Origin of the sequence: Massilia aurea (genome assembly GCF_014200505.1) — a bacterium.
GTDB lineage: Bacteria > Pseudomonadota > Gammaproteobacteria > Burkholderiales > Burkholderiaceae_D > Telluria > Telluria aurea_B.
Map to the genome: position 1 here is coordinate 174,899 of NZ_JACHBX010000001.1, position 23,484 is coordinate 198,382.

The 23,484-nt window shown below is 62.8% G+C and carries 19 protein-coding genes and 1 tRNA gene; 11 read left to right on the top strand and 9 right to left on the bottom strand.

The features are described 5' to 3' along the window. Positions 1–12: 12 nt before the first annotated feature. Together HD842_RS00730 and HD842_RS00735 are read right to left on the bottom strand one after the other, a co-directional pair. On the bottom strand, positions 13–1,548 hold the full coding sequence (locus HD842_RS00730; protein WP_183549636.1) for a fumarate hydratase: 1,536 nt from the start codon (positions 1,546–1,548) through the stop codon (positions 13–15). Between the two features lie 34 nt (positions 1,549–1,582). After that, complete coding sequence (locus HD842_RS00735) at positions 1,583–2,191, bottom strand: TIGR00645 family protein (protein ID WP_183549639.1); 609 nt, start codon at positions 2,189–2,191, stop codon at positions 1,583–1,585. A 230-nt stretch (positions 2,192–2,421) separates the two neighbouring features. Between HD842_RS00735 and acs the strand changes: the two genes are divergently transcribed. Then, complete coding sequence (gene acs, locus HD842_RS00740; protein WP_183549642.1) at positions 2,422–4,422, top strand: acetate--CoA ligase; 2,001 nt, start codon at positions 2,422–2,424, stop codon at positions 4,420–4,422. A 152-nt stretch (positions 4,423–4,574) separates the two neighbouring features. On the opposite strand, the gene HD842_RS00745 is transcribed toward acs, so the two are convergent. Then, positions 4,575–7,292, bottom strand: a complete 2,718-nt coding sequence (locus HD842_RS00745; protein WP_370660766.1) for a polysaccharide deacetylase family protein — start codon at positions 7,290–7,292, stop codon at positions 4,575–4,577. Between the two features lie 169 nt (positions 7,293–7,461). Here HD842_RS00745 and HD842_RS00750 point away from each other — a divergent pair. From HD842_RS00750 to HD842_RS00765, 4 genes are all read left to right on the top strand, one after another. Further along, positions 7,462–7,552 (top strand) — tRNA-Ser (locus HD842_RS00750). 238 nt (positions 7,553–7,790) lie between these two features. Then, complete coding sequence (locus HD842_RS00755) at positions 7,791–8,330, top strand: glycoside hydrolase family protein (RefSeq protein ID WP_183549648.1); 540 nt, start codon at positions 7,791–7,793, stop codon at positions 8,328–8,330. Positions 8,331–8,345: 15 nt separating this feature from the next. Then, positions 8,346–8,798: a hypothetical protein gene (locus HD842_RS00760; RefSeq protein WP_183549651.1), complete on the top strand. Its 453-nt coding sequence runs from the start codon at positions 8,346–8,348 to the stop codon at positions 8,796–8,798. 248 nt (positions 8,799–9,046) lie between these two features. Continuing rightward, positions 9,047–10,195 carry an acyltransferase family protein gene (locus tag HD842_RS00765; protein WP_183549654.1) on the top strand — a complete coding sequence of 383 codons (1,149 nt, stop codon included), beginning with the start codon at positions 9,047–9,049 and terminating at the stop codon, positions 10,193–10,195. A 102-nt stretch (positions 10,196–10,297) separates the two neighbouring features. On the opposite strand, the gene HD842_RS00770 is transcribed toward HD842_RS00765, so the two are convergent. The 3 genes from HD842_RS00770 to HD842_RS00780 are packed head-to-tail and all read right to left on the bottom strand — an operon-like array spanning position 10,298 to position 12,073. Further along, positions 10,298–10,984: a dihydrofolate reductase family protein gene (locus tag HD842_RS00770; RefSeq protein WP_183549657.1), complete on the bottom strand. Its 687-nt coding sequence runs from the start codon at positions 10,982–10,984 to the stop codon at positions 10,298–10,300. Positions 10,985–11,033: 49 nt separating this feature from the next. Continuing rightward, positions 11,034–11,897: an oxidoreductase gene (locus HD842_RS00775; protein WP_183549660.1), complete on the bottom strand. Its 864-nt coding sequence runs from the start codon at positions 11,895–11,897 to the stop codon at positions 11,034–11,036. Then, the gene (locus tag HD842_RS00780; protein WP_183549663.1) at positions 11,897–12,073 is read right to left on the bottom strand and encodes a DUF3606 domain-containing protein; all 177 of its coding nucleotides are present in this window, start codon (positions 12,071–12,073) and stop codon (positions 11,897–11,899) included. Before HD842_RS00780 ends, HD842_RS00775 begins: the two co-directional genes overlap by 1 nt. 455 nt (positions 12,074–12,528) lie before the next feature. Between HD842_RS00780 and HD842_RS00785 the strand changes: the two genes are divergently transcribed. The 5 genes from HD842_RS00785 to HD842_RS00805 all read left to right on the top strand — a co-directional run bounded on the left by HD842_RS00785 (position 12,529) and on the right by HD842_RS00805 (position 18,149). After that, complete coding sequence (locus tag HD842_RS00785; RefSeq protein ID WP_183549666.1) at positions 12,529–13,272, top strand: PEPxxWA-CTERM sorting domain-containing protein; 744 nt, start codon at positions 12,529–12,531, stop codon at positions 13,270–13,272. Positions 13,273–13,367: 95 nt separating this feature from the next. Beyond that, positions 13,368–14,198: a sterol desaturase family protein gene (locus HD842_RS00790; protein ID WP_183549669.1), complete on the top strand. Its 831-nt coding sequence runs from the start codon at positions 13,368–13,370 to the stop codon at positions 14,196–14,198. Positions 14,199–14,292: 94 nt separating this feature from the next. Further along, a complete protein-coding gene (locus tag HD842_RS00795; protein ID WP_183549672.1) occupies positions 14,293–15,852 on the top strand; it encodes a TerC family protein in 1,560 nt (519 codons plus the stop codon). A gap of 38 nt (positions 15,853–15,890) precedes the next feature. Continuing rightward, complete coding sequence (locus HD842_RS00800) at positions 15,891–17,204, top strand: VWA domain-containing protein (RefSeq protein ID WP_183549675.1); 1,314 nt, start codon at positions 15,891–15,893, stop codon at positions 17,202–17,204. A 150-nt stretch (positions 17,205–17,354) separates the two neighbouring features. Further along, positions 17,355–18,149 carry an acyl-CoA desaturase gene (locus HD842_RS00805; protein ID WP_183549678.1) on the top strand — a complete coding sequence of 265 codons (795 nt, stop codon included), beginning with the start codon at positions 17,355–17,357 and terminating at the stop codon, positions 18,147–18,149. Here HD842_RS00805 and HD842_RS00810 read toward each other — a convergent pair. The 3 genes from HD842_RS00810 to HD842_RS00820 all read right to left on the bottom strand — a co-directional run bounded on the left by HD842_RS00810 (position 18,085) and on the right by HD842_RS00820 (position 22,311). Beyond that, positions 18,085–19,650, bottom strand: coding sequence for a PepSY domain-containing protein (locus tag HD842_RS00810; protein ID WP_183549681.1), 1,566 nt, complete (start codon positions 19,648–19,650; stop codon positions 18,085–18,087). The genes HD842_RS00805 and HD842_RS00810 overlap by 65 nt on opposite strands. Before the next feature lie 13 nt (positions 19,651–19,663). Continuing rightward, a complete protein-coding gene (locus HD842_RS00815) occupies positions 19,664–21,811 on the bottom strand; it encodes a TonB-dependent receptor (RefSeq protein WP_183549684.1) in 2,148 nt (715 codons plus the stop codon). A gap of 98 nt (positions 21,812–21,909) precedes the next feature. Then, positions 21,910–22,311, bottom strand: a complete 402-nt coding sequence (locus HD842_RS00820; RefSeq protein ID WP_183549687.1) for a DUF2946 domain-containing protein — start codon at positions 22,309–22,311, stop codon at positions 21,910–21,912. A gap of 148 nt (positions 22,312–22,459) precedes the next feature. Here HD842_RS00820 and waaF point away from each other — a divergent pair, with 148 nt between their 5' ends. Further along, on the top strand, positions 22,460–23,482 hold the full coding sequence (waaF, locus tag HD842_RS00825) for a lipopolysaccharide heptosyltransferase II (protein ID WP_183549690.1): 1,023 nt from the start codon (positions 22,460–22,462) through the stop codon (positions 23,480–23,482). Positions 23,483–23,484: the final 2 nt, after the last annotated feature.

A 23,484-nucleotide genomic window follows, 5' to 3' on the forward strand; every position in this document is an offset into this window, starting at 1 on the left:
AGGGGAGAGGTGTTATGCGACGTTGATCGGCACGCCGCGCAGCGATTCGATCTTGGCCGACCATTCCTTCGGGCCGGTCGTGTGGACCGACGTGCCGGTCGAGTCGACGGCGACGGTCACTGGCATGTCGGTTACGTCGAACTCGTAGATCGCTTCCATGCCCAGGTCCGCAAAGCCGACCACGGTGGCCGACTTGATCGCTTTCGAGACCAGGTACGCCGAGCCGCCGACCGCCATCAGATAGGCCGACTGGTGCTTCTTGATCGACTCGATGGCAGCCGGGCCGCGCTCGGCCTTGCCGATCATCGAGATCAGGCCGGTCTGCTCGAGCATCATGTCGGTGAACTTGTCCATGCGCGTGGCGGTCGTCGGGCCAGCCGGGCCGACCACTTCGTCGCCGACCGGGTCGACCGGGCCGACGTAATAGATCACGCGGTTGGTGAAGTCCACTGGCAGCGATTCGCCCTTGGCCAGCATGTCCTGGATGCGCTTGTGCGCGGCGTCGCGGCCCGTCAGCATTTTGCCGTTGAGCAGCAGCGTCTGGCCCGGCTGCCACGAAGCGACTTCTTCTTTGGTGAGCGTGTTCAGGTCGACGCGCTTGGATTTCTGCGTGTCCGGCGTCCAGTTCACGTCAGGCCAGCTCGACAGTGCAGGCGGTTCGATGTAGACCGGGCCCGAGCCGTCGAGCACGAAGTGCGCGTGGCGCGTGGCGGCGCAGTTCGGGATCATCGCCACGGGCTTCGAGGCCGCGTGGGTCGGGTACATATTGATCTTCACGTCCAGCACCGTGGTCAGGCCGCCCAGGCCCTGCGCGCCGATGCCCAGCGCGTTGATCTTGTCGCACAGCTCGATGCGCAGCTCTTCGAGTTTGTTGTTCGGGCCGCGCTGGCGCAGCTCGTACATGTCGATGTCTTCCATCAGCGACTCTTTGGCCATCAGCATCGCCTTTTCGGCGGTGCCGCCGATGCCGATGCCGAGCATGCCCGGCGGGCACCAGCCCGCGCCCATCAGCGGCACGGTTTTCAGCACCCAGTCGACCAGCGAGTCGGACGGGTTGAGCATGACGAACTTGGTTTTATTTTCCGAACCACCGCCCTTGGCCGCGACTTTCACGTCGACGGTCTCGCCTTCGACCAGCTCCATGTGGACCACGGCCGGGGTGTTGTCCTTGGTGTTCTTGCGCTCGAAATGCGGGTCCGCGACGATCGAGGCGCGCAGCTTGTTGTCGGCGAAGTTGTAGGCGCGGCGCACGCCTTCATTGACGGCGTCCGTGACGGTGCCCGTGAAGCCCTCGAAGCGCACGCCCATGCCGATTTTCAGGAACACGTTGACGATGCCGGTGTCCTGGCAGATCGGGCGCTTGCCTTCGGCGCACATGCGCGAATTGGTCAGGATCTGGGCGATCGCGTCCTTGGCAGCCGGGCTTTGCTCGGCCTCGTAGGCGCGCGCCAGGTGCTGGATGTAATCCGCAGGGTGGTAGTAGCTGATGTACTGCAGTGCTGCCGCGACCGATTCGATCAGGTCGTCTTGGGTAATCACGGTTGCCATGTTCGCTCTTTCAGGGGTACCAGGAATGTTTGTTTTAAGCGTGCTTGTCGTTGTGCGTGCTCATCACGATGCGGTCGGTGTAGGCAATTGCCATGGCCGAGAGCAGGAACGCGAAGTGGATCAGGGTCTGGAAGAACAGCGTCTTCACATCGTATGACGACGCGTTGATGAAAGTCTTGAGCAGATGAATCGACGAAATGCCGATGATCGCCATCGCCAGCTTGGTCTTCAGGACCGACGCGTTCACGTGCGACAACCATTCTGGCTGGTCCGGGTGACCATCCAGATGCATGCGCGACACGAACGTCTCATAACCCCCGATGATCACCATGATCAACAGGTTCGAGATCATCACCACATCGATCAGGCCGAGCACGACCAGCATGATGATGGTTTCATTGAGCCGGGTAGGGCGCGCGGCGCCCGGAACGCTGACGGCATCGATGATGTGTTTGAGCGAATCGGCGTTGCCCATGGCGGCGCCGATCAGGTCGACGAGTTCGACCCAGAAGTGAAAGACGTAGACGCACTGGGCCAGGATCAGGCCCAGGTAGAGCGGCAGTTGCAGCCAGCGGCTCGAGAAAATCAGTGAATTGAGGGGCGACAGCTTGCGAAAAGGCTGGTTCGGGGGCAGAGACGACATCGGGATGGAACTCCAGGAAATGCGAGAAAATTCAGCACGGCATTTTACACCGGCGCTGACGTTACGGTGTCGTCGGAAGAGCACTTGCCCGCTTTGCAACGGACGGCGTTAGAATGAATCGGGCGGCGCAGGCTGGCCCAACGCCTGGTCGCCGGGGCGATGTGTAAGGGCTCAGTAAGCGAGCGCCCCTATGGTATCGGCATAACCCACTAACTAGAATGGAGACTGACATGTCCGAGAACGAGACGACGCAAGAGCAATCCCAGGGCCTGCAAGAACACCGCGTATTCCAGCCGCCGCACGACTTTGCCGCCAACGCCACCGTCAGCGGGATGGCCGCCTACGACAAGCTGTGCGCTGAAGCCGCCAGCGACTACGAAGGTTTCTGGGCCCGCCTGGCGCGCGAGAACCTCGACTGGCACAAGCCATTTACCAGCACCCTCGACGAGTCTGACGCGCCATTCTACAAATGGTTCGGCGACGGTCAGCTCAATGCGTCGTACAACTGCCTTGACCGCAATCTTGAAAACGGCAACGCCGACAAGACCGCGATCATCTTCGAAGCCGACGACGGCGCCGTCAACCGCGTGACCTACCGCGAGCTGCATGAGCGTGTCTGCAAGTTCGCCAACGCGCTCAAGTCGCGCGGCATCAAGAAGGGCGACCGCGTCATCATCTATATGTCGATGTCGGTCGAAGGCATCAGCGCGATGCAGGCCTGCGCCCGTATCGGCGCGACCCACTCGGTGGTGTTCGGCGGCTTCTCCGCCAAGTCGCTGCAGGAGCGCATCATCGACGCCGGCGCAGTTGCGGTCATCACGGCCGACGAGCAGCAGCGCGGCGGCAAGTCGCTGCCACTGAAAGCCATCGTCGACGAAGCCCTGGGCATGGGCGGCTGCGACACCGTCAAGGACGTCATCGTCTACCGCCGCACGGGCGGCGACGTCGCTTTCAAGGAAGGCCGCGACCTGTGGCTGCACGAGCTGGTCGAAGGCCAGTCGGCCGACTGCGAGCCGGAATGGGTCGACGCCGAGCACCCGCTGTTCATCCTCTACACGTCCGGCTCGACCGGCACCCCGAAAGGTGTGCAGCACTCGACCGGCGGCTACCTGCTGTGGGCCGCGCTGACCATGAAGTGGACGTTCGACCTGAAGCCCGACGACGTCTTCTGGTGCACCGCCGACATCGGCTGGATCACCGGCCACACCTACATCGCCTATGGCCCGCTGTCCGTCGGCGGCACACAGGTCGTGTTCGAGGGCGTGCCCACCTTCCCGAACGCCAGCCGCTTCTGGAAGACGATCGAAAAGCACAAGGTCAGCATCTTCTACACGGCGCCAACGGCGATCCGCTCGCTGATCAAGGCGTCGGACGTGGACGAAAAGGTCCATCCGAAGAATTCGGACCTGTCGAGCCTGCGCCTCTTGGGTTCGGTCGGCGAGCCGATCAATCCGGAAGCCTGGATGTGGTACTACAAGAACGTCGGCGGCGAACGCTGCCCGATCGTCGACACCTTCTGGCAGACCGAAACGGGTGGCCACATGATCACGCCGCTGCCGGGCGCGACGCCGATGGTGCCGGGTTCGTGCACGCTGCCGCTGCCGGGCATCATGGCCGCGATTGTCGATGAAGCCGGCGCCGACGTGCCGAACGGGCAGGGCGGCATTCTGGTCGTCAAGCGCCCATGGCCGTCGATGATCCGCACCATCTGGAATAACCCGGACCGATTCCGCACCAGTTACTTCCCGGACGAGCTGGGCGGCAAATACTATCTGGCGGGCGACGGCGCGATCCGCAACAAGGACACGGGTAACTTCACGATCACGGGCCGCATCGACGATGTGCTGAACGTGTCGGGGCACCGCATGGGCACGATGGAAATCGAATCGGCGCTGGTGGCCAATTCGCTGGTGGCCGAAGCGGCGGTGGTCGGGCGGCCGGACGACACGACGGGCGAATCGATCTGCGCCTTCGTCGTGCTCAAGGGCGCGCGACCAACCGGCGAGGAAGCAAAGAAAATCGCCAATGAACTGCGTGCGTGGGTGGGCAAGGAGATCGGCCCGATCGCCAAGCCGAAGGAAATCCGCTTCGGTGACAACCTGCCGAAAACCCGTTCGGGCAAGATCATGCGCCGCCTGCTGCGCGTGCTGGCCAAGGGCGAGAACATCACGCAGGATGTGTCCACGCTCGAAAATCCAGCAATCCTTGAGCAGCTAAAAGAATCGGCATAAACCGCACCCCGTCGTTCCCGCGAAGGCGGGAACCCAAGTTTCTCTGCGCAGCTACATCAGCAAAATCAGGTGGCCACGCAAGCATGCTTGGATTCCCGCCTCCGCGGGAATGACGTTTTTTTTAGGGCGCGGGCCACTGGTCCGCCGCCCCATCACAACTTCTGCAACTGCTCCTTCGCATACGCCGCACCCGCACCGGTCGGCGCCAATTCGAGATACGTGGTGAACGCCGCCCTGGCTTTCTGCGGCTGCTTCGACCTCACGTACGCATCGCCCAGATTGCGATACGCGATCGCCCGCGACGGATCGATCTTGACGGTGTTTTCAAACCAGCGCGCCGCCTCGACAAAACGATCCTGCTTGTAAAACACGAAGCCCAGGTTATTGGCCGCCAGCGCAAAGTCAGGCCGCAGCTTGAGCGCTTCGGTAAACTGCGCCTCGGCCTGCGCATACTGCTTCTCTTTATACAGCTGCAAACCCAAGTCGTTGGCCCGCTGCGCCTGCTGCCGGCTTGACACCGGCACCGCCGCCGGCGCCTTGAGCCGCGTCTCGCCACCCTGCAGATCCTTGACCACGACGGTGCCTGTTGCCTTCGATGCCTGCGCATCGAGCCGCGTATTGAGCGCAATCGCATCGTTTGACAACTGCACCGTACCGGCCGTGAGGAACTCCGTTTCTTCCGGCAGCTCGAACACGAAGTCGCCGCCTTCCGAGCCCGGCAAGCTGCCGAAGGCCGGCGTCTGCTGCGACACGCTCGACACGGCCGGGGCCACATACGCCGCCAGCTCGGTGGCGGTGATGAGGCCATCGCCATTCAGGTCGCCCTTGCCGCCCAGGCCCTGCATCAGCGTCCAGGTAAAGACCGAGTGGCCATTCGGCCCGCCATCGGCCACGAGCTGGTCGGTGCCGCCGGCCGTGAGCATCTGCCGGCCCATGCGGCGCGCGTTGTCGCGCAAGAACGACGCGTTGGCCGCGCCGCGTGTCAGGCCAAGGCCGCTGTAGCAGGCGTCCATCACGAACAGCGCGTGCTTGGCCGGCAGGCTCTCGGCGATGTTCTGGATTTCGGTCATCGGAATCGCATCGGTGGCCAGGTTGTTCGGGTCGGCGTCAAACGGCACGATGTAGCCGAGGTCGCGCCCCGAACTGAGTTTGCGCGTGGCGCCGTGCCCGGCAAAGAACACGAACACGCGATCGTTCGGCTGCAAGCCGCCGTGCGCCAGACGATCGTGGAACGCAGCCAGGATGCCTTGGCGCGTGGCCTGTTCATTCTTTAGCGTGATCACGCGCTCCTGCGCGAACCCGAATTTTTGCACCAGCAGCCGCTCGACGCCCTCGGCATCGCGCACCGCATATTCCAGGCGCGGCCACTTCGGATAATTGTCGATGCCCACCAGGATTGCCCACGAATTGGCGTAGCCAGTGGCCGCCGCGCGCGGTGCCGGCGCCGGCGCTGCCTTGTTGTCGGCCTTTAGCGTCGCGCCATCCCAGCCGGCAAATTGATACCCCTCGGCTGCCAGGCGTTCGAGAATCATCGGCAGCGCCTTGACGGTGCGCTCGTGGATATCGTGGAACAGGATGATGCCGCGGCCTTCCTTCTCGACGCTGCGCAGCACGCGGTCGGCGATCGACGACGGCACCGGATCGGCCCAGTCGAGCGAATCGATATTCCACATCATCGACGTGAGCTGCGCATCGGCCAGCAATTGCATGCCTTCGCGATTGCGCGCGCCATACGGAAAGCGAAACAGCGACGAGCGCTGCGGATCGACCGCCTTGAGCAACGTGTCGGTATCGAGGATTTCGGACTTGAGCTTCGCGCCCGTCTGCTTGGACAGCTGCGCATGCGTGAGGCTGTGATTGGCCAGCACGTAACCGGCGTCCTTGAGCTTGCGGCTCACCTGGGCATTGGCACTCAGTTTGGCGGCACCCTGCGCATCGAGCGCGCCCAGGTTGCGCCCGACGTTGAAGAAGATCGCCGGCGCGTTGTACTGCTTGAGGATCGCGGCGATTTCTTCGCTGTAGCGGCGGTGCGGACCGTCGTCGAAGGTCAGCAGTACGGTCTTTTTAGGAAGTGACTTGCCGAAGATTTCTGCGCCTTCGCGCCCGGCCTGCGCTGGGGCGCCCGGCTCAGGAGCAGCCGGTTCCGGTTCGGGCGCGGCGGGGTAGGGGAGCACGACGCCGTATTCCTTCAGGATGCGTTCGCGCGTGTAGAGTTTTTTCAGGTAGGCGATGTAGCTGTCCCACTTCTCGCGCTTCAGCTCGATCGCGCGGGTGTCGTAGCGCCCGAAGATCGCGCGGATCTCCTTCTCGTAGTTGCGCTCGATCTCGGCCAGCGCGTCGAGGTCTTCCGAAATCCGCTTGTGCAGCTTGATCGCCGCGAGCGACGAATCGCTGGCGATCTGCGCCTGCAGGCTGCGCAGGGTTTCGCGAAACGCCAGGCGGTCGGCGTCGTACAGGCCATCGCCCGACTCGATATAGTCGAGCAGGGAGCTGATGGCATCGAAGCGGCGTGGGTTGTTCGACGCGATCAGCGTGGCCAACGCCGTCTCGACGCGGCCGATGCGTTCCTGGTTTTCGTGGAACAGCTGCTGGCCGATGCGGTTTGCCTGGGCGCGCTCAGCGGCTGGCAGCGTAGCCTCGTCGTGGGTCAGCACGATGATCTTGCGGTAGGCGTCGAGCATGGCGCGCAGCTCGGTTGCGATGGCGCTGGCGTCCTGGGTGCTGGTGGCGGTTGCGGTTGCGGTTGCGGTTGCGGGGGCAGGCTTTGTCTCCGGCGCCCCGGTCGGGGTGCGGTTTACGAGCCAGGAGCCGGCGCCGGCGCCAGCGGCGGCCACGGCGAAGATGATGAGATAAAGTGATGTGCGTTTCACGACGTATCCGTTGCGGGTAGCGTGCCGGATGGGCAGGCCAGCCGGGAACGATACCATTCGCGGGTGGTTGGGGGGAAGGGGCTTGCCCGACCGTTGTCAGGTCGGTCTTGTACTACCAGGAATTGTTGTTATAATGAGCGGCTTCGTGGAATGCACACGTCGATCATCAGGAGAGATGGATGAGTGGTTTAAGTCGCACGCCTGGAAAGCGTGTGTAGGTTCATAGCCTACCGGGGGTTCGAATCCCCCTCTCTCCGCCAAAAATACTGAAAAGCCCCTGTGAAGGGGCTTTTTCAATTCTGCCTACCCACATCTTTACCCCCATACCTCACTGAGCCGATCATGGACCCCGGCGACACATCTCCGGCTTTTTCTACACCGCGTCCCTCGACGGCGGTTACTCGAATGCTTCAGATGAGCCTACCTGTCATGTCGCAACAAACAGGTGACGTGTCCGGTCTAAATTGACAGCCTTTACCCACTGACCAAGGCAAGCCAATGACCAAACTTGCACAGGTAGCCGCCACGCCCTCTGTCAATGCCGGGATGAAGATGAGCCCTGAAGTGCGGGTCCGAATGCGTCGGTTGGAGCGGGATGTATTCAAATACTACGACGATATGGGCACTGGAAAGGGAAACTGCACATGGGGTCCCGACATCCTTGCCCACAGAGGTCCTTGTAGCAAAGAGGAACTGGCGAGGCCGGTCAGCGCAGCTGCCGTCGAGGCTGAGTTCGCCCGCCGGGTCGTGGGAGCGGAAGGCGGCGTTATACGCATGGTCCGCGTGCAGAAGCTACCGCAAGACCAGTTCGATGCGCTGGTCAGTCTGACCTATAACGCGGGTGTCCACGGGTCACGCAACGTGTACACACTGGTAGACACTGGCCGTTTAGCTGAAGCCGCCCGTCAAATTCGCACGATGACATCAGCACGGGTCAACGGTAGAAGTGTGGTGGCGCGAGGCCTGATTGCGCGTCGAGCAGAAGAGAGTGCGCCGTTTGACGCAGCTGCCAAATCCGCCGCGATCGCAAAACAATAAACCAAGGAGCCGAATATGTCGCTTTTCCCCATCGTTGGAAGATTGGTCGCCATGACTACCCTGTTGGCATTGGTCGCCCATACAGGGCATGCCAAGAAGCCAGAAAAGGACGCCGACATTCTTGGGACATGGACGCTGACTAAAGTCCTGGATTCGGCTGACATCGCCTCGCTGACTGATCAGCAAGCTGCGGCACTGGTCGGCAAGGTCCTGGTTGTCCGGCGTGACGGCGTCACGATCAATGGAGAACCCTGCCGGGCACCAGAATTGACGCGTCGCCGCCATGACGCAGCCAAATACGTCCGTGAAGGCTATCACGCTCGAGTCGGCGGTCTCGGTTTGCCAGACATCGTCACGGTAGTAGACCTGGACTGTACTGAAGCGTTTTTAAAAGAGAGAGAAAAGATCGTCGTGTTTTGGCAAGGTTACTTCTATGACGCAGTGAGGCAACCGCAGGCAAAGCGCTGACGTTCACGGCCTGCATAAGCTTCAAGGGCTCCCATATGCTGACTTGACTCAGCGTGGCGCACAACGCGTCCGCGTTTTCCGGCATACCTTCGCGCGATACTGTGCCGAGACGGTGTTCTCCCCGCAAAGAGTGATCAACTGAAGGTCAGCGCAGGCTCGAGGTTCGCGCAAGATGGGGTGTAGGTCGAGGCGGGCGATCGCATCACGCCACCATATATAATTGCAAAGTAGCCAACTTTGCCAATTATATGAATATTTCTAATCCTGTCTTCGCTGTAGCTTTAACGCTGTTGGCATTCTTGGCGATAAAAGGTACGTTTCTATTCGAAAACAAGAGTCCTCCGCCGATGCGGTTTGCCACGATCAATGGTTTGCGTGGCTATCTCGCACTCTTCGTGATGTTGCACCATGCGTGCATGTGGTTCGTCTTGGTTCAGACAGGAAAATGGGATGTGCCTCGGCCAAATTTATACGGACCTCTCGGCCAGGCCAGCGTTCTCATGTTTTTCATGATTACGAGTTTTTTATTCTATGACAAACTACTGAATGCGCGAGGGCGCAGGTTTGACTGGAAAGCATTTTTCATCGGTCGTTTCTTCCGCATCGCACCGCTTTATTATGTGGTCCTGGTATTTGTTTTTCTAACCGTTGCCTACCTATCAGACTGGCGCATCGTCGACAGCCTGCAGGCGATTTTCGTCGCCGTCGGGAAATGGTTGCTGTTCACGATTCCCAATGCTGCACCGCTCAACGGCCAAACCGATGCCTGGATCATCATGGCTGGCGTGACGTGGTCACTCCGCTACGAGTGGTGTTTCTATCTGGCGCTGCCGTTGATTTCGCTGGCCGTGGGGCAACGTCCGGGTTGGCTCTTGCTGCTGGTCTCGGTCGCAGTGCTGATCATCGGTTGGCGGATCGGATTGAACAGTCGATTTGCAGCCGTATTTGCAGGTGGCATCCTGACCGCGTATCTGGTGCGTGATCCGAGATTCACCCGATTCTGTGAAAAAAAGATCGCATCGGTATTGGTGCTGCTTTGTTTTGCTGCAGCGCTTCAATTCGACAATCTTCTGCAGATTGCGCCGTGCATCGCGCTGATCGCTGCCTTTTGCGTGATTGCCGGCGGTGCCGATATGTTTGGCCTGTTCTCGTTGCCGACGTCTCACAGGCTCGGCGAACTCGCTTACGGCATCTATTTAATCCACGGCATCGTGCTGTTTGTGGCGATCAATTTCGTTGTCGGCAAAGATGTGGCGGCTGATATGTCGGTGTCGATCTACTGGATGTTCATTGCGATACTGGCGCTGGTTACTCTCGCGCTGTCTGGCATGGCGTACCACTACATCGAGAAGCCAGGAATCGCTCTGGGCAAGCGGCTTGGCAAGCGAAGCACATGATCCCTGGATGGCCCTAATGGTCTCGGGCCTTCGATTCATTCAAACAGACTGTGGATAGAACGGTGGCGCGCGTGAATCAATGATCGGCGCGCGCCAAAAACGTTATGACCGCTTGTAACGCAGCCACACGCCGCCGCCGTCCTGAACCTCGGCCGATTCGAGTTTCAGATAACTCGGCTGCTTCCAGGAATCTTCGGCAATTTCAAACGACGCAGGATGATGGCCACGCCCATCGACCAGCGGCAATATCAGCACGCTGACTTCATCGACCAGGCCGGCGTTGACGAAGGAGCCGCTGACGTGCGGGCCGCCTTCCACGATCAGTCGCTTCGTGCCCAGCTCATCGGCCAGGGTCTGCACGACCTGCGCCAGATCGATATCGGTTTTGCCTGCAAAAAAATACGACACTTCGATTGACTGCAGATAGGCCAGATAGTCGTCCGACACGGCTTCCGTCAGAACCGCGACGACGTGGGAGCCGAGTGCCTCATTGCTCTTCCACGCAACCTTGCCGTGACCATCGATGGCAATGGCGTAGGTCTTCGCATCACGCTTGGCGAAATAGGGTGTGCGCGGGATCGGCTCCTTCGCCAACCCTTTCGGATACCCTTCGCCATGCGCGATTTCTTCCATGGTCGTGCGGCCGCAAATCCAGCCATCGAAGTCAAACTTTGCGGCGAGCTTTTCATACAGCTCGCCCGCAGCGTTCTTGAAGGGCCGATCCCAGCCATCGGTCAGCGCGTGGCCGTCGATGGATGACATCATGTGGCAGATAACATAGGGTTTCATCAAATTCTCCAGAACGAGACATCAGCAAATTGCTCGTCAATTAAAAGGGTCATGCCTCGGCATCAAAGTCGGCAGACAAGCTCAGATCCCGTTGCATCGAAATGTCGCGAACACGTTCCTCCAGTCGCTCAACAACCGCGTTGAAGCCCCAGGCGCCGAGCACGAGATGCCGTGGTGCGTCGGCGCCATTCGCAATCGTGACCATGGCCTGCGCGGCCTCGACCGGGTCACCGGCCTGCGCGCCGCTGGTTTCTTTGGTGACGGCCAGGCGCTTTGCGGCCGTATCGGCGTAATCGGCAATCCCGCTCGTTGTCTGACGCAAGGAGCGGCCCGCCCAATCCGTGCGAAACGGGCCAGGCTCGACGCAGGTGACGCCAATCCCCAGCGGTAGCACTTCGGCGCGCAGCGCGTCCGACCAGCCCTCGACCGCATGCTTGGATGCGGCGTAATAGCCGGACCCCGGATAACCGATCAGGCCAGCGACTGAGGTGATATTGATGATGTTGCCCTTGCGCTGTTCGCGCATCAGCGGAAGGACCGCCCGCGTCATGGCAAACAGGCCGAAGACGTTCGTGTCGAACTGCGCACGAATTTCATCTTCTTCACCTTCTTCGACGGTGCTCTGGTAGCCATAGCCGGCGTTGTTGACCAGGGCATCGATGCGTCGGAAGCGTTCGCGCGTCGCGGCAATGGCTGCATCGATGTCTGCAGGGCGCGTCACATCGAGAGACAGCGCGAGTACGCGCCCCGGTGCGCTGCGTTCGATGTCTGCGATGGCGTGCTTGTCGCGCGCGGTGACGACCACGCGCCAACCGCGCTGAACGATCAGTTCAGCCAGAGCCCGACCCAAGCCGGTTGAACAGCCGGTGATGAACCAGACCGGCGTGTTGTCGTGCTCCGGAAAGCCCGGCATCACTTGTTCAAGTGCTCGCGCACCTTGGCCGCACTGTTGCCCACTTGGCCAACCACGCGCTCCAGCTCGTCTTTACTGATGCCCAGGGCTTCAGTCCAATAACGGACCTCATGCGCCTCGGTGAGGCTGATGAGGTTGCGGTCCGGGTTGCCTTTGTTCGAAAGATTATCTGACATGGGTATCTCCTCAAAACTGCAGGATGCGCGGCCAGAGAGTGGTGAGTCAGTGCGTGACTTCACGAACCGCTTAACAACTTCATCATGGCTTGACGTTGTCTTGTGCGGATAGGCCATGTAAAACACAGCCAAGGAATGCCGCCATCCGGGGGCACATCGCTGCCCATGTGTTGTTTTCGCTGCATGCTGTTCGTCTGATGTTTTATGCAATTCGTCCACCGTGGGTGCCCTGCGGCTGTGCTTTGCTGGGCGCATGGCCAAAAACCCCTCGGAAATGCATGGAAGACAACAACATTGCAATATAAATATTGATTTTGCACATGAAGAACCTGCTAGAATATTTACAGTAATAGAAATTGATCAAAATCCACAAAAGTTTCATTTTCCGGGCTGTGTCGGGCACAGGAAAATGCGGCTACCTGTCACTAATGTCCATATTCCACGGAGTCCGTCCCATGCGCATCAAGTCAGTTCTGCTGTTTCTGTCCGCCTTCATCACGTTCAGCGCGGGCATTGCCCACGCAGGCCCGATTCTGGTCAAGAACGGCGACTTCGAGTTGACTTCCAAGGGCGGCAACAAGAAGGTCAACGGTATGCATCTTGAATCCGACCGCACAACGCTGACCGGCTGGACCAGCAGTGAAAACGGGGGCAAGGGCGGTGGATATAACTTCGTGTTGGATAGCACGATCGCGAATACTCCCCGATCAGCGTTGTGGCTCGAAGGGAAGGGCAATGGCTACACGGCATCGCCAACCGGCGGCAATTTCTTTGCGTCGGATTCCCAGTACCATCCGGGCATGCTGTCGCAACTCATCAGTGGCCTGACGATCGGCACCAGCTACTTGCTGACGTTTGATTACGCGTTGGCGCAGCAGGTTGGTTTCTACGGCGCCAACTACGACAACTTCTGGGAAGTGGGTTTCGGCACTGCCGCCGCCAGCACCGCGCCTTTGACCATTGCCGACAATGCATTTAGTGGATGGAAAACGGCCACCATGGCGTTCACCGCGACCAACGCCAGCGAAATGCTGTCGTTCCTGGCCCGGGGCACCGCACCAGGCGCTCCACCATTCATGCTGCTGGATAATGTCGCGTTGAATGCAGAAGTACCGGAGCCGGCAACGTGGATGCTCATGATCGGTGGCCTGGGCCTGCTAGCCGTCAACGCACGCCGCCGCCGCAACGCACGGGTGTGATTTTGCAGCCCCGGTAGCATCAAGCTTGCCCGCAAGGGCACTTCCCGCTACCGGGTTGCTGTTGGTTGTTCCTTATTTCGTACGCTGCATTCGCCATGAACGTCTCTCCCGCCGAATTTGCCGCCACCGCCCTGCGCCTGTGCGTCTGGCTGATCCTGCTCACGGCCCTGTTCGTGCCGCTGGAGCGCTGGTTCGGCGTGCGCCACGACGGGCCAAACGGCGAGCTGCGGCACAACCTCGCGTATTACTTCCTCAGCAGCCTGGTGCCGATCGTGCTGCTCAGCGCGCTAATGGCACTGCTGGCCGCGCTGGCCGCCTGGGTGGTGCCGGATGCATTGACCGCCACGGTTGCCGGCTTGCCGCTCGCCGTGCGCATGGTGCTTGCCTTCGTGATCGCCGAAACCGGTTTCTACTGGGGCCACCGGCTCAGCCACGAGCTGCCGTGGTTATGGCGCTTCCACGCGCTGCATCACAGCACCGAGCGCATGCACTTTCTGGCCAATACGCGCAGCCATCCCGTCGACATGGTCATCACGCGCCTGTTCGGCATCGTGCCGCTGTATCTGCTGGGGCTGGCCAGCCCGACAGCGGCGGGCAGCGCCGCGCCCGCCGCACTGATCGTGCTGGGTACGTTGTGGGGCTTCTTCATCCACGCCAACCTGCGCTGGCGCTTCGGCCCGCTCGAATGGTTTGTTACGACGCCGGCCTTTCATCACTGGCACCACAGCCGGCACGAGCACATCAACCGCAACTACGCGTCCACGCTGCCGTTCCTGGACCGCCTGTTCGGCAGCCACTACCTGCCGCGCCACTGGCCGGCCGAAGTAGGGACGGACACACCGCTCGCGCCCACGTTGAGCCGCCAGTTGATCGAGCCGCTGCTGCCGGCGCCGCCAGTCAAACCGGCCGCCGAACAGTCATTTTGAAGGACGACGCCAATACAACGGCGGCCCCCCGAATCTGGTTGATTGACGGCGTGATCGCTTACAATGACTGGCCAATCACTACCAAACACACCTAATGGAATGGCTTTTTGACCCAAATATCTGGGTCGGCTTGTTCACCCTTGTCGTGCTCGAGATCGTCCTTGGCATCGACAACCTGATCTTCATCGCCATCTTGGCGGACAAACTCCCCCCGCACCAGCGTGACAAAGCCCGCCTTGTCGGCCTGTCGCTCGCCATGATCATGCGCCTTGGCCTGCTCACCGTCATCGCCTGGCTCGTCAAACTTACCGCGCCCCTGATTGTCCTCGGTCCGCTGACGTTCTCCGGGCGCGACCTGATTTTGCTGGTGGGCGGCTTCTTCCTGCTGGCCAAGGCCACGATGGAGCTGCACGAACGCGTCGAAGGCAAGCTGCACGTGGCCACCGGCAAGCGCGCCTACGCCAGCTTCGCCGCCGTCGTCGCGCAGATCATCGTGCTCGACGCCGTGTTCTCGCTCGACGCCGTGATCACTGCCGTCGGCATGGTGGACGAGCTGGGCGTCATGATGGCCGCCGTCGTGATCTCGATGGGCGTCATGCTGTTTGCGTCCAAACCGCTCACGCGCTTCGTCAACGCGCATCCGACTGTCGTCGTGCTGTGCCTGAGCTTCCTCTTGATGATCGGTCTGTCGCTGATCGCCGAAGGGCTGGGCTTCCACATTCCCAAGGGCTACCTGTACGCGGCGATCGGCTTCTCGGTCGTGATCGAGCTGCTCAACCAGCTGGCGCGCCGCAACTTCGTCAAGCAGGATGCGCACATCCCGCTGCGCGACCGCACGGCCGATGCGGTGCTGCGCCTGCTGGGCAGCACGCGCGGGATCGAGCCGGGCGACGAGCCGGATCCGGTGACGAGCAAGCAGCAGAAGCAAAAGCCCGACGAGCCGACCTTCGAGCTTGAAGAGCGCAATATGGTCAGCGGGGTCCTGAGCCTGTCGCAGCGCTCGGTGCGCTCGATCATGACCAACCGCTCGGACATCTCGTGGATCAATATCGAGGACGACGCCGACACGATCCGCGCCCAGCTCCTGGCCACGCCGCACGGCTTCTTCCCGGTCTGCCGGGGCGAGCTCGATGAAGTGATCGGCGTCGCACGCGCCAAGGATCTGATTGCCGACCTGACGCTGTCGGGCGCGATCGATGCGAACCATATCCGCGTGCCGATCATCGTGCCCGACGCCAGCGGCGTGCTCAAGGTGATGGACCGCCTGAAGCGCTCGCACGGCCAGCTGGTCCTTATCGCGGACGAATACGGCACCTTGCAGGGCCTGGTCACGCCGATCGACATCCTCGAAGCCATCGCCGGCGAGTTCCCCGACGAAGACGAGCAGCCCGTGGTGCAGGACCTCGGGGGCGGGCGCTGGCGCGTGGATGGCACGGCCGACCTGCACTACCTGGAGCAAGTGCTCGAAGTGGACGCCCTGGTGGGCGACACCGACGATTACACGTCGCTGGCCGGCCTGATGCTCGAGCGCTTCGGCACCTTGCCACTGGTCGGCGACGGCATCGAGATCGAGGGGCTGCGCATGGAAGTCGAAGAGGTGCTGGAACGGCGCATCGCCTCGGTGCTGGTTACCCGCATCGCCGATCCGCTTTGACGACAAGTTGAACGACCGTTTTTGACAGGGATACGATCATGCAAGCACTCTCCCGGGGCCAGCGCCTGCCCCTGTCCACCCTGGCGCCAGACGGCGTGCTGCAGACGGGCGTGTCGGCCCAGGGCCTGGCGCTCGATGTCGCGTGCTTTGCACTGGACGCCGGCGGCAAGCTGGCGGACGAACGCTACATGACCTTCTTCAACCAGCCTGCGACGCCGTGCGGCGGCGTCGCGCTGGATGCGGCCGGCCAGGATGCTGCGGGCTTCAGTTTTCAGCTTGCGCGGCTACCTGGCTGGGTCGAGCGCGTGAGCATCGTCGCCAGCACCGAGGGTGCCGCGACGATGGCGCAACTGCAGGCCGGCTACCTGCGCCTGGTTGGCCCGCAAGGTGAGTTCGCGCGCTTCACGTTCAGCGGCAGCGACTTTGCCGGCGAACGCGCCGTCATGTTGGGCGAGCTGTATCGCAAGAACGGCGGCTGGCGCTTCATGGCAGTGGGGCAGGGCTTCAACGGCGGGCTGGATGCGCTGGTGCGCCACTTCGGCGGCGCAGTGGCGCAGGAGACACCCCCGGCGCCTTCAACACCATCGGTCGACCTCGAAAAGCGCGTGGCCCAGGCTGCGCCGCAGCTGGTCAATCTGGTCAAGTCGGCTGCCGTGTCGCTCGAAAAAGCGGGGCTCGCGCAGCATCGTGCCAAGGTCTGCCTGGTGCTCGACATCTCCGGTTCGATGAGTGCCTTGTACAGCAAGGGTCTGGTGCAGAAATTCGCCGAGCGCATCCTGGCGCTGGGCTGCCGCTTCGATGACGACGGCGAGATCGACGTGTTTCTGTTTGGCCGCAACGTCCACCAGGGCGAGGCGATGGGCCTGTCGAACTGGTCGAACTACATCAAGGGCATCATCACCCGGCACCCGCTCGAAGGCGATACCCGCTACGGCGCCGCAATCGAAGCCGTGCGCCGCCACTACTTCCCGGATGCGCGTGGCGGCGAACGCCGTGCCGTCGCCAAGGCTGCGGTGCCCGTGTACGTGATGTTCGTTACCGACGGCTCGACATCCGACAAGCCGCTGACCGAACGGCAGCTGCGCTGGGCCAGCCGCGAGCCGATCTTCTGGCAGTTCATGGGCATCGGCAAAGGGCGCAAGTCGAAAGCCAAGGCGCTGGCCAGCTTCGCCGACTCGGATTTCCCGTTCCTCGAAAAACTCGACGAGCTCGATGGGCGCCTCGTCGACAACGCCGATTTCTTCTCGGTCGCCTCGCCCGACGAGCATCCCGACGCCGCGCTGTACGACCTGTTGATGAACGAGTACCCGCAGTGGGTGAAGCAGGTCAGGGCGCTTGGCATGATCGGCTGACGCGCGGTAGAAGAGGGCGAATTTGTCATGCAAACAGGCCCCGAAATACCGCTCTTCTCAGTCAATAGAAACCAGTAGTCGCACGTTACTCTTGTCGCATCGTCAGGACGTCAATACGTTCACAGACCGTGTACAACAGGGAGAAACAACGTGTTTGAAGGATTCATCCAGCTCACCCCAACGGGCGTCGCGCTCACCATGGCCGCGTCGTACATCATGACCGTGTTTGCCAGCGAACTGTATCTGCACCGTTCGCGCAGCCACCGCGCAATCACGTTCCACCCGCTGCTGTGCCACCTGTTTCGCCTGTGGATCTGGCTGACGACCTACGGCGTGACCGCCAAGGCCTGGGTGGCGGTGCACCGCAAACACCACGCCAAGTGCGACACGGTCGACGACCCGCACAGCCCGCACATCCACGGCCTGTGGACCATCCTGACCAAGGGCACGCTTCTGTACCGCAAGGCTGCGCGCAACGCGGACCTGATCAAGGCCTACGGCGTGGGCATCAAGGAAGACTGGATGGACGCGCACCTGTACACGAAGCACCGCTTCCGCGGCGCGTTCCTGTTCCTGGCGCTCGAGATGCTGGCGTTCGGCGTGACCAACGGCTTTTTGATCTGGCTGTTCCAGTTTTCGATCCTGCCATTCTGGGCCTCGGGCTTCATCAACGGCATCTTCCACGTGGTGGGCTACCGTAATTTCCAGACCAAGGAAGGGTCACGCAACTTCTTCCCGATCGGGATCATCTTCGGCGGCGCTGAACTGCACAACAACCACCACGCCAACCCGGCGTCGGCCAAGCTGTCGATGAAGTGGTGGGAGTTCGATGCGGGCTGGCTCGTCATCCGCATCCTCTCGTTCGTGCGCCTCGTGACCATCAACCATGTCGACCGGCTGCCGGCACCGGATGCGGCGCAGGCACGGCGGCACGCGGCGGGTTGACGCCCGCCGGGCGCAGCTTTCTGCCAAGCCGGCGCCACCCGATCACCACGCCCGTCACGCTGAGCAGCAGACCACCGAGGCTCAGCACGACGAGCACGATGTCCCACAACGGGCGCCGCTCGAGCAGCGGCAGCCAGTCCCACGAATGCAGCATCGCGAACAGCCAGCGGCTGGTGCGCTTGCCGCTGTCGATGTGGCCCAGCACCGCGCCGGTACGTGGGTCGAGATGGACCCAGGTCGCGTGCGGATCGGCGAACACGAGGCGCAGCACGGGCAGCGGCTTGTCGGCGCCGCCCATCATCGTGTGCGCATCGCGGGCGTAGTAATACAGGTCGTAATCAACCAGTTGCTCGACCCGCGCGACGGGTGCGTCGACCAGGTGCGCGGCGGCAGCCTGCAGCGCAGCCGCGTCGAGCGTCAGCGGCCGCGCGGCGTGACTATCCAGCACCTGCGGCGCGCCGCCCGCGCGGTAGGCCAGCACGCGGTTCTGGCCCAGCACGCGCACCCAGCGCAGCTCGCGCACGGCGCCCGTGCTGGCGGCCAGCAGCGCTGGCGGCGCGGCGTCCTGGCCCGTCAGTGTCAACGGCCCACCCTGCAACGCCTCCATGCGCAGCTTTGGGGCGCCCGTGTCGAAGATATGCCACGGGTTCATCGACATCAGGCCGCTGAAGATCCATGCGATCGTCACCAGTGCAAACAGCAGGCCCGTCACGTGGTGCCAGCGCATCATCGCAGTCGGGTAGGGCGTGCGCGCGCCACTGCGGTAGGGCGTGCGAAAACGCCAGCGCAGGATGCCGGCCACGGTGCCCGACAGTGCAGCAGCGATGCCGGCGATGGCCAGGTAATTGACGATATTGGTCCAGTAAGACTGGAACATATTGCCGCGAAACGGATACAGCCAGTGGATCCAGGCGCCAGCGTAATTCCACAACTGTTCGCTGCGCGTTGCGTCGCGCACGACTTCGCCGGTTTTCCCGGACACGTACAGCAGCGTTCGATCTGCGTCATCCACCTCGACCCGGTGCAGCGGGCGCTGCGCATCGAGCCCGCGCGAATGGGTGAAGGCATCTTCGTCGATGACGTCCTGGTAATGCACGTTCACGCCGGGGCCGGCCCAGGCGCCAGCGCTGGCCAGCGCATCGGCCGCGTTCACGGTCTCCACGCGCGCGCCGCTGATGGCGTCGACGACGATGGCGCCGCGCTTGCCGCTGGCAATCGGCGTCGCCACATACACGGCGCGCCCGCCACTGGACGCCGCCAGGCGCAACCCGTCCAGCGGCTTGGTGACGCCGGCCCTGGCCAGCGCCACGTCTGGTGCCAGCAGCGGCGCTGTTTGCGAGAGCGCCGGCAGATGCGCCAGCCGTTCGGCATCGGTCAGCTTCGGGTAGCCGACATACATCATGACGATGCCCGATGCGAACCACATCGCAAACAGCACGCAGCCACCGATGCCCAGCCAGCGGTGGGTCAGGAACAGCCAGCGTTTGAGTTGTGCCTTCATGTCGGTCTCCCCGTCAGAACGCCACGCGCAGCGACACGTCCGCCGTGCGCGCGGCGCCCAGGTACGCCATCGTGCTGTTCACGTTGGCCGCGTAGATCCGGTCGGTCAGATTGCGCACGCGCCCGACCAGCGTGACGTCGCGGTTGATCTGGTAGGCCAGGCCAAGGTCGACGAACGTATACGCCGGCCAGTACAGCGTGTTGGCGGCGTCCGCATATACCTTGCCGACGCGGCGCACGCCGATGTTCGTCTGCAGCGCCGGCGTGATGGCGTATGACAGCCACACGTTAGCCACGGTCGCTGGCGTGTTGACCGGCGTCTTCCCGGCCAGCGACACGTTGCCCTGGCGGTAGTTCTGGTATTCGGCATCCACGTAGGTGACGTTGCCCTGCAGGCCAAGGCGGCGCGTCGGCTGCAGGCCGATGGCCAGCTCGACGCCTTGCGATGTCTGCTCGCCCACGAGCAGGGTCAGGGCGCTGTTGTTCGGGTCTTGCGTCGCGATATTCTTGCGCGTGATGTGGTACGCGGCCAGCGTCGCCGTGCCCTTGCCATCCCAGAATCCCAGCTTGCTGCCCACCTCGAACTGGCGCCCGGTGGTCAGCTCGCTGTTGGTGCGCACGTCCGCAAACGAAGCGGTCGACAGCACGCCGGACGGTGGATCGGCCGCTGTCGCGTATTGCGCATACAGGTTCATGTCGGGCGTGACGTCCCATACCAGGCCTAGGCGGCCTGTCGTCGGCGTGTAGCTGCGTGCGAAGCTGGCCGGGTTGGCGCTCGTCACCTCGCGGCGGTTGGTCAGGTCGAGTTCAATGCGCTCGTGGCGCAGCGCGGTCACCAGGTTCAGGGTGGGCACCAGCGCCGTGCGGTTCTCGATATACAGGGCCGTCGTCGTGACCTTGTTGTCGCGGTCCGGCCGGAAGCCAGGGCTCATGCCCGGCACCGCAAAGAACCGTTCGGTGACGAAGTCGTACGGGTCGACCGTGCTGACCGTGGCGGGCAGGCTGTTCGGGAAGCGCGTCTGCTTGTTGACGCTGACGTCCAGGCCAAAAGCCCAGTCGCTGCGGCTTGCGCCGATGCGGCTCTTGTACACGCCATCAAGGCGATCGCCCACCATGCGCTGGTCGTGGCGCTGGAGCAGGGCGGCCGAGCGGATCACGGCCGTGTTGGACGGGTTGAAGCGGTAGGTCTCGACGTTGCGGTAGTCGCGCAGCGCATCGTACAGATACAGCGTGTTGGTGAACTGCAGCGCGTCGCTGACCTGCCACTTGCCGATCGAGCGCAGCCAGTGCACGCGCTGATCGTAGACGCCGTCGGCGCTGTTGTAGTTCTTGAAGCGCGTGGCCTCGAGAATGCGCGCCTGGCCAGCGATCGGGTTGGCCAGCGGCGTACCCCAGTACGGCCGGTCCACGTCTTCCTGCTGGAATTCATAGGCCAGCGTGTGCGTCACGCCGCGCCCGAACTGCGACAGCAGGGAAGCCGCCAATTGGGTCGAGCGGCTGTCGACGCCGTCGATCGGGCTGCCGGTGTCGCGGTGGTTGATGTCGATCCGCGCGTACTGGCCATCGCTCAGTTGGCGATTCAGACCGGCCGACACTTCTTTCAAGCCATGCGCGCCAAGCCGTGCCTGGGCTTCTGAAAATTCGCGCGCCTCGGCCAGTTTGGTGATGTAGTTGATCGAGCCGCCCACGGCGCCCGAGCCGAACAGGAAGCTCGACGGCCCGCCGATGGCTTCGACCCGGTCGATGATCCAGCTGTCGACAGGGCGCGCGGCGATCGCATACTGGACGTTGATACCGTTGAACAGCTGGCTGATCGAGCCGCTGCCAAAGCCCCGGTAGCTCACGCCGATATTGCCCGGCGCATTGTGGGCGGTCACGCCGGGGATCGCGCGCAGGATTTCCTGCGTGTCCTGGGCGCCGCGCACGTCGATCAGTGCGCGGTCGACAACGGTGACGGTGGCCGGGGTTTCGCGTGCGCTCAGGCCAAGGCGGCTGGCGGTATCGAGTGGCGTGTCGAGGTCGAGCAGGCTGCCAGCGCGTGGTGCATCGGCCGTGATCTCGACGGTGGGGATGGCCTGGGCGTGCACCTGCCAGGGTGCGACGAAGGTAAAGCCCAGAGCGAGCGCGATCGTGCGCGGCCGGGCGTGAAGACATGGGGTCATTGCATTTCCTGTGCGCGCGACGAACGGCGATGGCGCGTCGCGCATGGTCCGCCGGTGCTGCACGGGGATGCAGCGCCGGAATCAAGGGGTATGACGGATCAGGAAAGGGCGGCAGGTGGCCCGCGCGATTGCGCAGGCGTCCAGGCAAATTGCGGGCGTGGTGCGTGGTAAAACAGTGGCGGATAGGGATCGCGCTCCAGGCTGACGACTTGCAGCGTGCCGGCATACGGCGGCGGCGCGATGGCCGCATGCTGGTGCGAGCAGCACAGGTCACAGTGCGACATGTCCGGCACCGGCGGCGCCGTTGTCTGGCCCGCGTCGTCCACGACCAGGATGTGGCGGGTGCCGGTGGCGCTGCAAATCTCGGACAGATAGGCATTGGCTGGCTGCGCGGTGGCCAGGGCCATCGCATGCGACAGCACGGGCGTGAACAGGCCAAACAGGAACGCCACGAGGACGGTCCAGCCATACAGCGCGCGGGTTGTGCGGAGCCTGTGCATATGAAAATTATAGTCGGGGCAGCGCGCCGCGGCGCACGGGTGGTCAATTTGTCCATCTTACCGGCCGACGCGTGGTTGGGGTATCAGCGATACCGCGTGCGATTGATATAATCGCGGTCTACCATTCCCGCTACCGACGACCAACACGATGCAGCGCACCCTTGTGATTTCCCCCAACTGGATCGGCGACGCCGTCATGGCCCAGCCCTTGCTGCGCCGGCTGCGGGAGCGTCATCCCGACCGGCCGATCGATATCGTCGCGCCCACCTGGGTAGCCCCGGTCTGGCGCGCAATGCGCGAAGTCGATACGGTGCTCGAGTCGCCGTTCAAGCATGGCGCGCTGCAGTGGAAAGAGCGCAAGGCGTTCGCAAAAATGCTCAAGGCGCGCGGCTATGCCGACTCGTACGTCTTGCCCAACACGCTCAAGTTCGCGCTGATCCCGTGGCTGGCCGGCATCCCGCGCCGCGTGGGCTACAAGGGTGAGATGCGCTATGGCCTGGTCAATGTCATGCACCACGACGACAAGACCGCGCCGCGACCGATGGCCCAGTTCTATCAGGCGCTAGCCGACGCGCCGGTGCGCGACCTGGCGCGGCCCGAGCGCCTGCCCGAACCCGTGATGGCGGTGGCACCTGAGGAAGCACAGGCCGCGCTGGCGCGCCTGCAGCTGCCGGGCGGTGCGCATGTGGTATTTGCGCCGGGCGCCGAATTCGGCCCGGCCAAGCGCTGGCCGTCCGCGTACTTTGCCGAGCTGGCGCAGACGATCCTGGCCCATCGCCCGGATGTGCAGATCCTGCTGCTCGGCTCACCGAAAGACCGCGCGGTCTGCGACGAGATCACTGCAATCGCGCCGCAGGCGCACAACCTGGCCGGCTCGACCTCGCTGGCCGAAGCCATCGCGCTGATCTCGCGCGCCGCCGCCGTGGTCACGAACGACTCGGGCCTGATGCACATCGGCGCAGCGCTGGGGCGGCCCGTCGTGGCCATCTACGGCCCGACCGATCCGCGCCACACGCCGCCGCTGTCGCAACTGGCGCAGATCCTGTGGCTGCACATCGAATGCTCGCCCTGCCAGCAGCGCGAATGCCCGCTGGGCCACCAACACTGCATGAAGCAGATCCTGCCGCAGGCTGTCTGGCAGCCCTTGCAATCCATGCTTGCCGCCGCGTGATG

Excerpts from the sequence above, each read along its gene's own strand:
- HD842_RS00730 (WP_183549636.1), bottom strand. The coding sequence starts at position 1,548 with ATGGCAACCGTGATTACCCAAGACGACCTGATCGAATCGGTCGCGGCA.
- HD842_RS00735 (WP_183549639.1), bottom strand. The coding sequence starts at position 2,191 with ATGTCGTCTCTGCCCCCGAACCAGCCTTTTCGCAAGCTGTCGCCCCTC.
- acs (WP_183549642.1), top strand. The coding sequence starts at position 2,422 with ATGTCCGAGAACGAGACGACGCAAGAGCAATCCCAGGGCCTGCAAGAA.
- HD842_RS00755 (WP_183549648.1), top strand. The coding sequence starts at position 7,791 with ATGACCAAACTTGCACAGGTAGCCGCCACGCCCTCTGTCAATGCCGGG.
- HD842_RS00760 (WP_183549651.1), top strand. The coding sequence starts at position 8,346 with ATGTCGCTTTTCCCCATCGTTGGAAGATTGGTCGCCATGACTACCCTG.
- HD842_RS00765 (WP_183549654.1), top strand. The coding sequence starts at position 9,047 with ATGAATATTTCTAATCCTGTCTTCGCTGTAGCTTTAACGCTGTTGGCA.
- HD842_RS00770 (WP_183549657.1), bottom strand. The coding sequence starts at position 10,984 with ATGAAACCCTATGTTATCTGCCACATGATGTCATCCATCGACGGCCAC.
- HD842_RS00775 (WP_183549660.1), bottom strand. The coding sequence starts at position 11,897 with ATGCCGGGCTTTCCGGAGCACGACAACACGCCGGTCTGGTTCATCACC.
- HD842_RS00780 (WP_183549663.1), bottom strand. The coding sequence starts at position 12,073 with ATGTCAGATAATCTTTCGAACAAAGGCAACCCGGACCGCAACCTCATC.
- HD842_RS00785 (WP_183549666.1), top strand. The coding sequence starts at position 12,529 with ATGCGCATCAAGTCAGTTCTGCTGTTTCTGTCCGCCTTCATCACGTTC.
- HD842_RS00790 (WP_183549669.1), top strand. The coding sequence starts at position 13,368 with ATGAACGTCTCTCCCGCCGAATTTGCCGCCACCGCCCTGCGCCTGTGC.
- HD842_RS00795 (WP_183549672.1), top strand. The coding sequence starts at position 14,293 with ATGGAATGGCTTTTTGACCCAAATATCTGGGTCGGCTTGTTCACCCTT.
- HD842_RS00800 (WP_183549675.1), top strand. The coding sequence starts at position 15,891 with ATGCAAGCACTCTCCCGGGGCCAGCGCCTGCCCCTGTCCACCCTGGCG.
- HD842_RS00810 (WP_183549681.1), bottom strand. The coding sequence starts at position 19,650 with ATGAAGGCACAACTCAAACGCTGGCTGTTCCTGACCCACCGCTGGCTG.
- HD842_RS00815 (WP_183549684.1), bottom strand. The coding sequence starts at position 21,811 with ATGACCCCATGTCTTCACGCCCGGCCGCGCACGATCGCGCTCGCTCTG.
- HD842_RS00820 (WP_183549687.1), bottom strand. The coding sequence starts at position 22,311 with ATGCACAGGCTCCGCACAACCCGCGCGCTGTATGGCTGGACCGTCCTC.
- waaF (WP_183549690.1), top strand. The coding sequence starts at position 22,460 with ATGCAGCGCACCCTTGTGATTTCCCCCAACTGGATCGGCGACGCCGTC.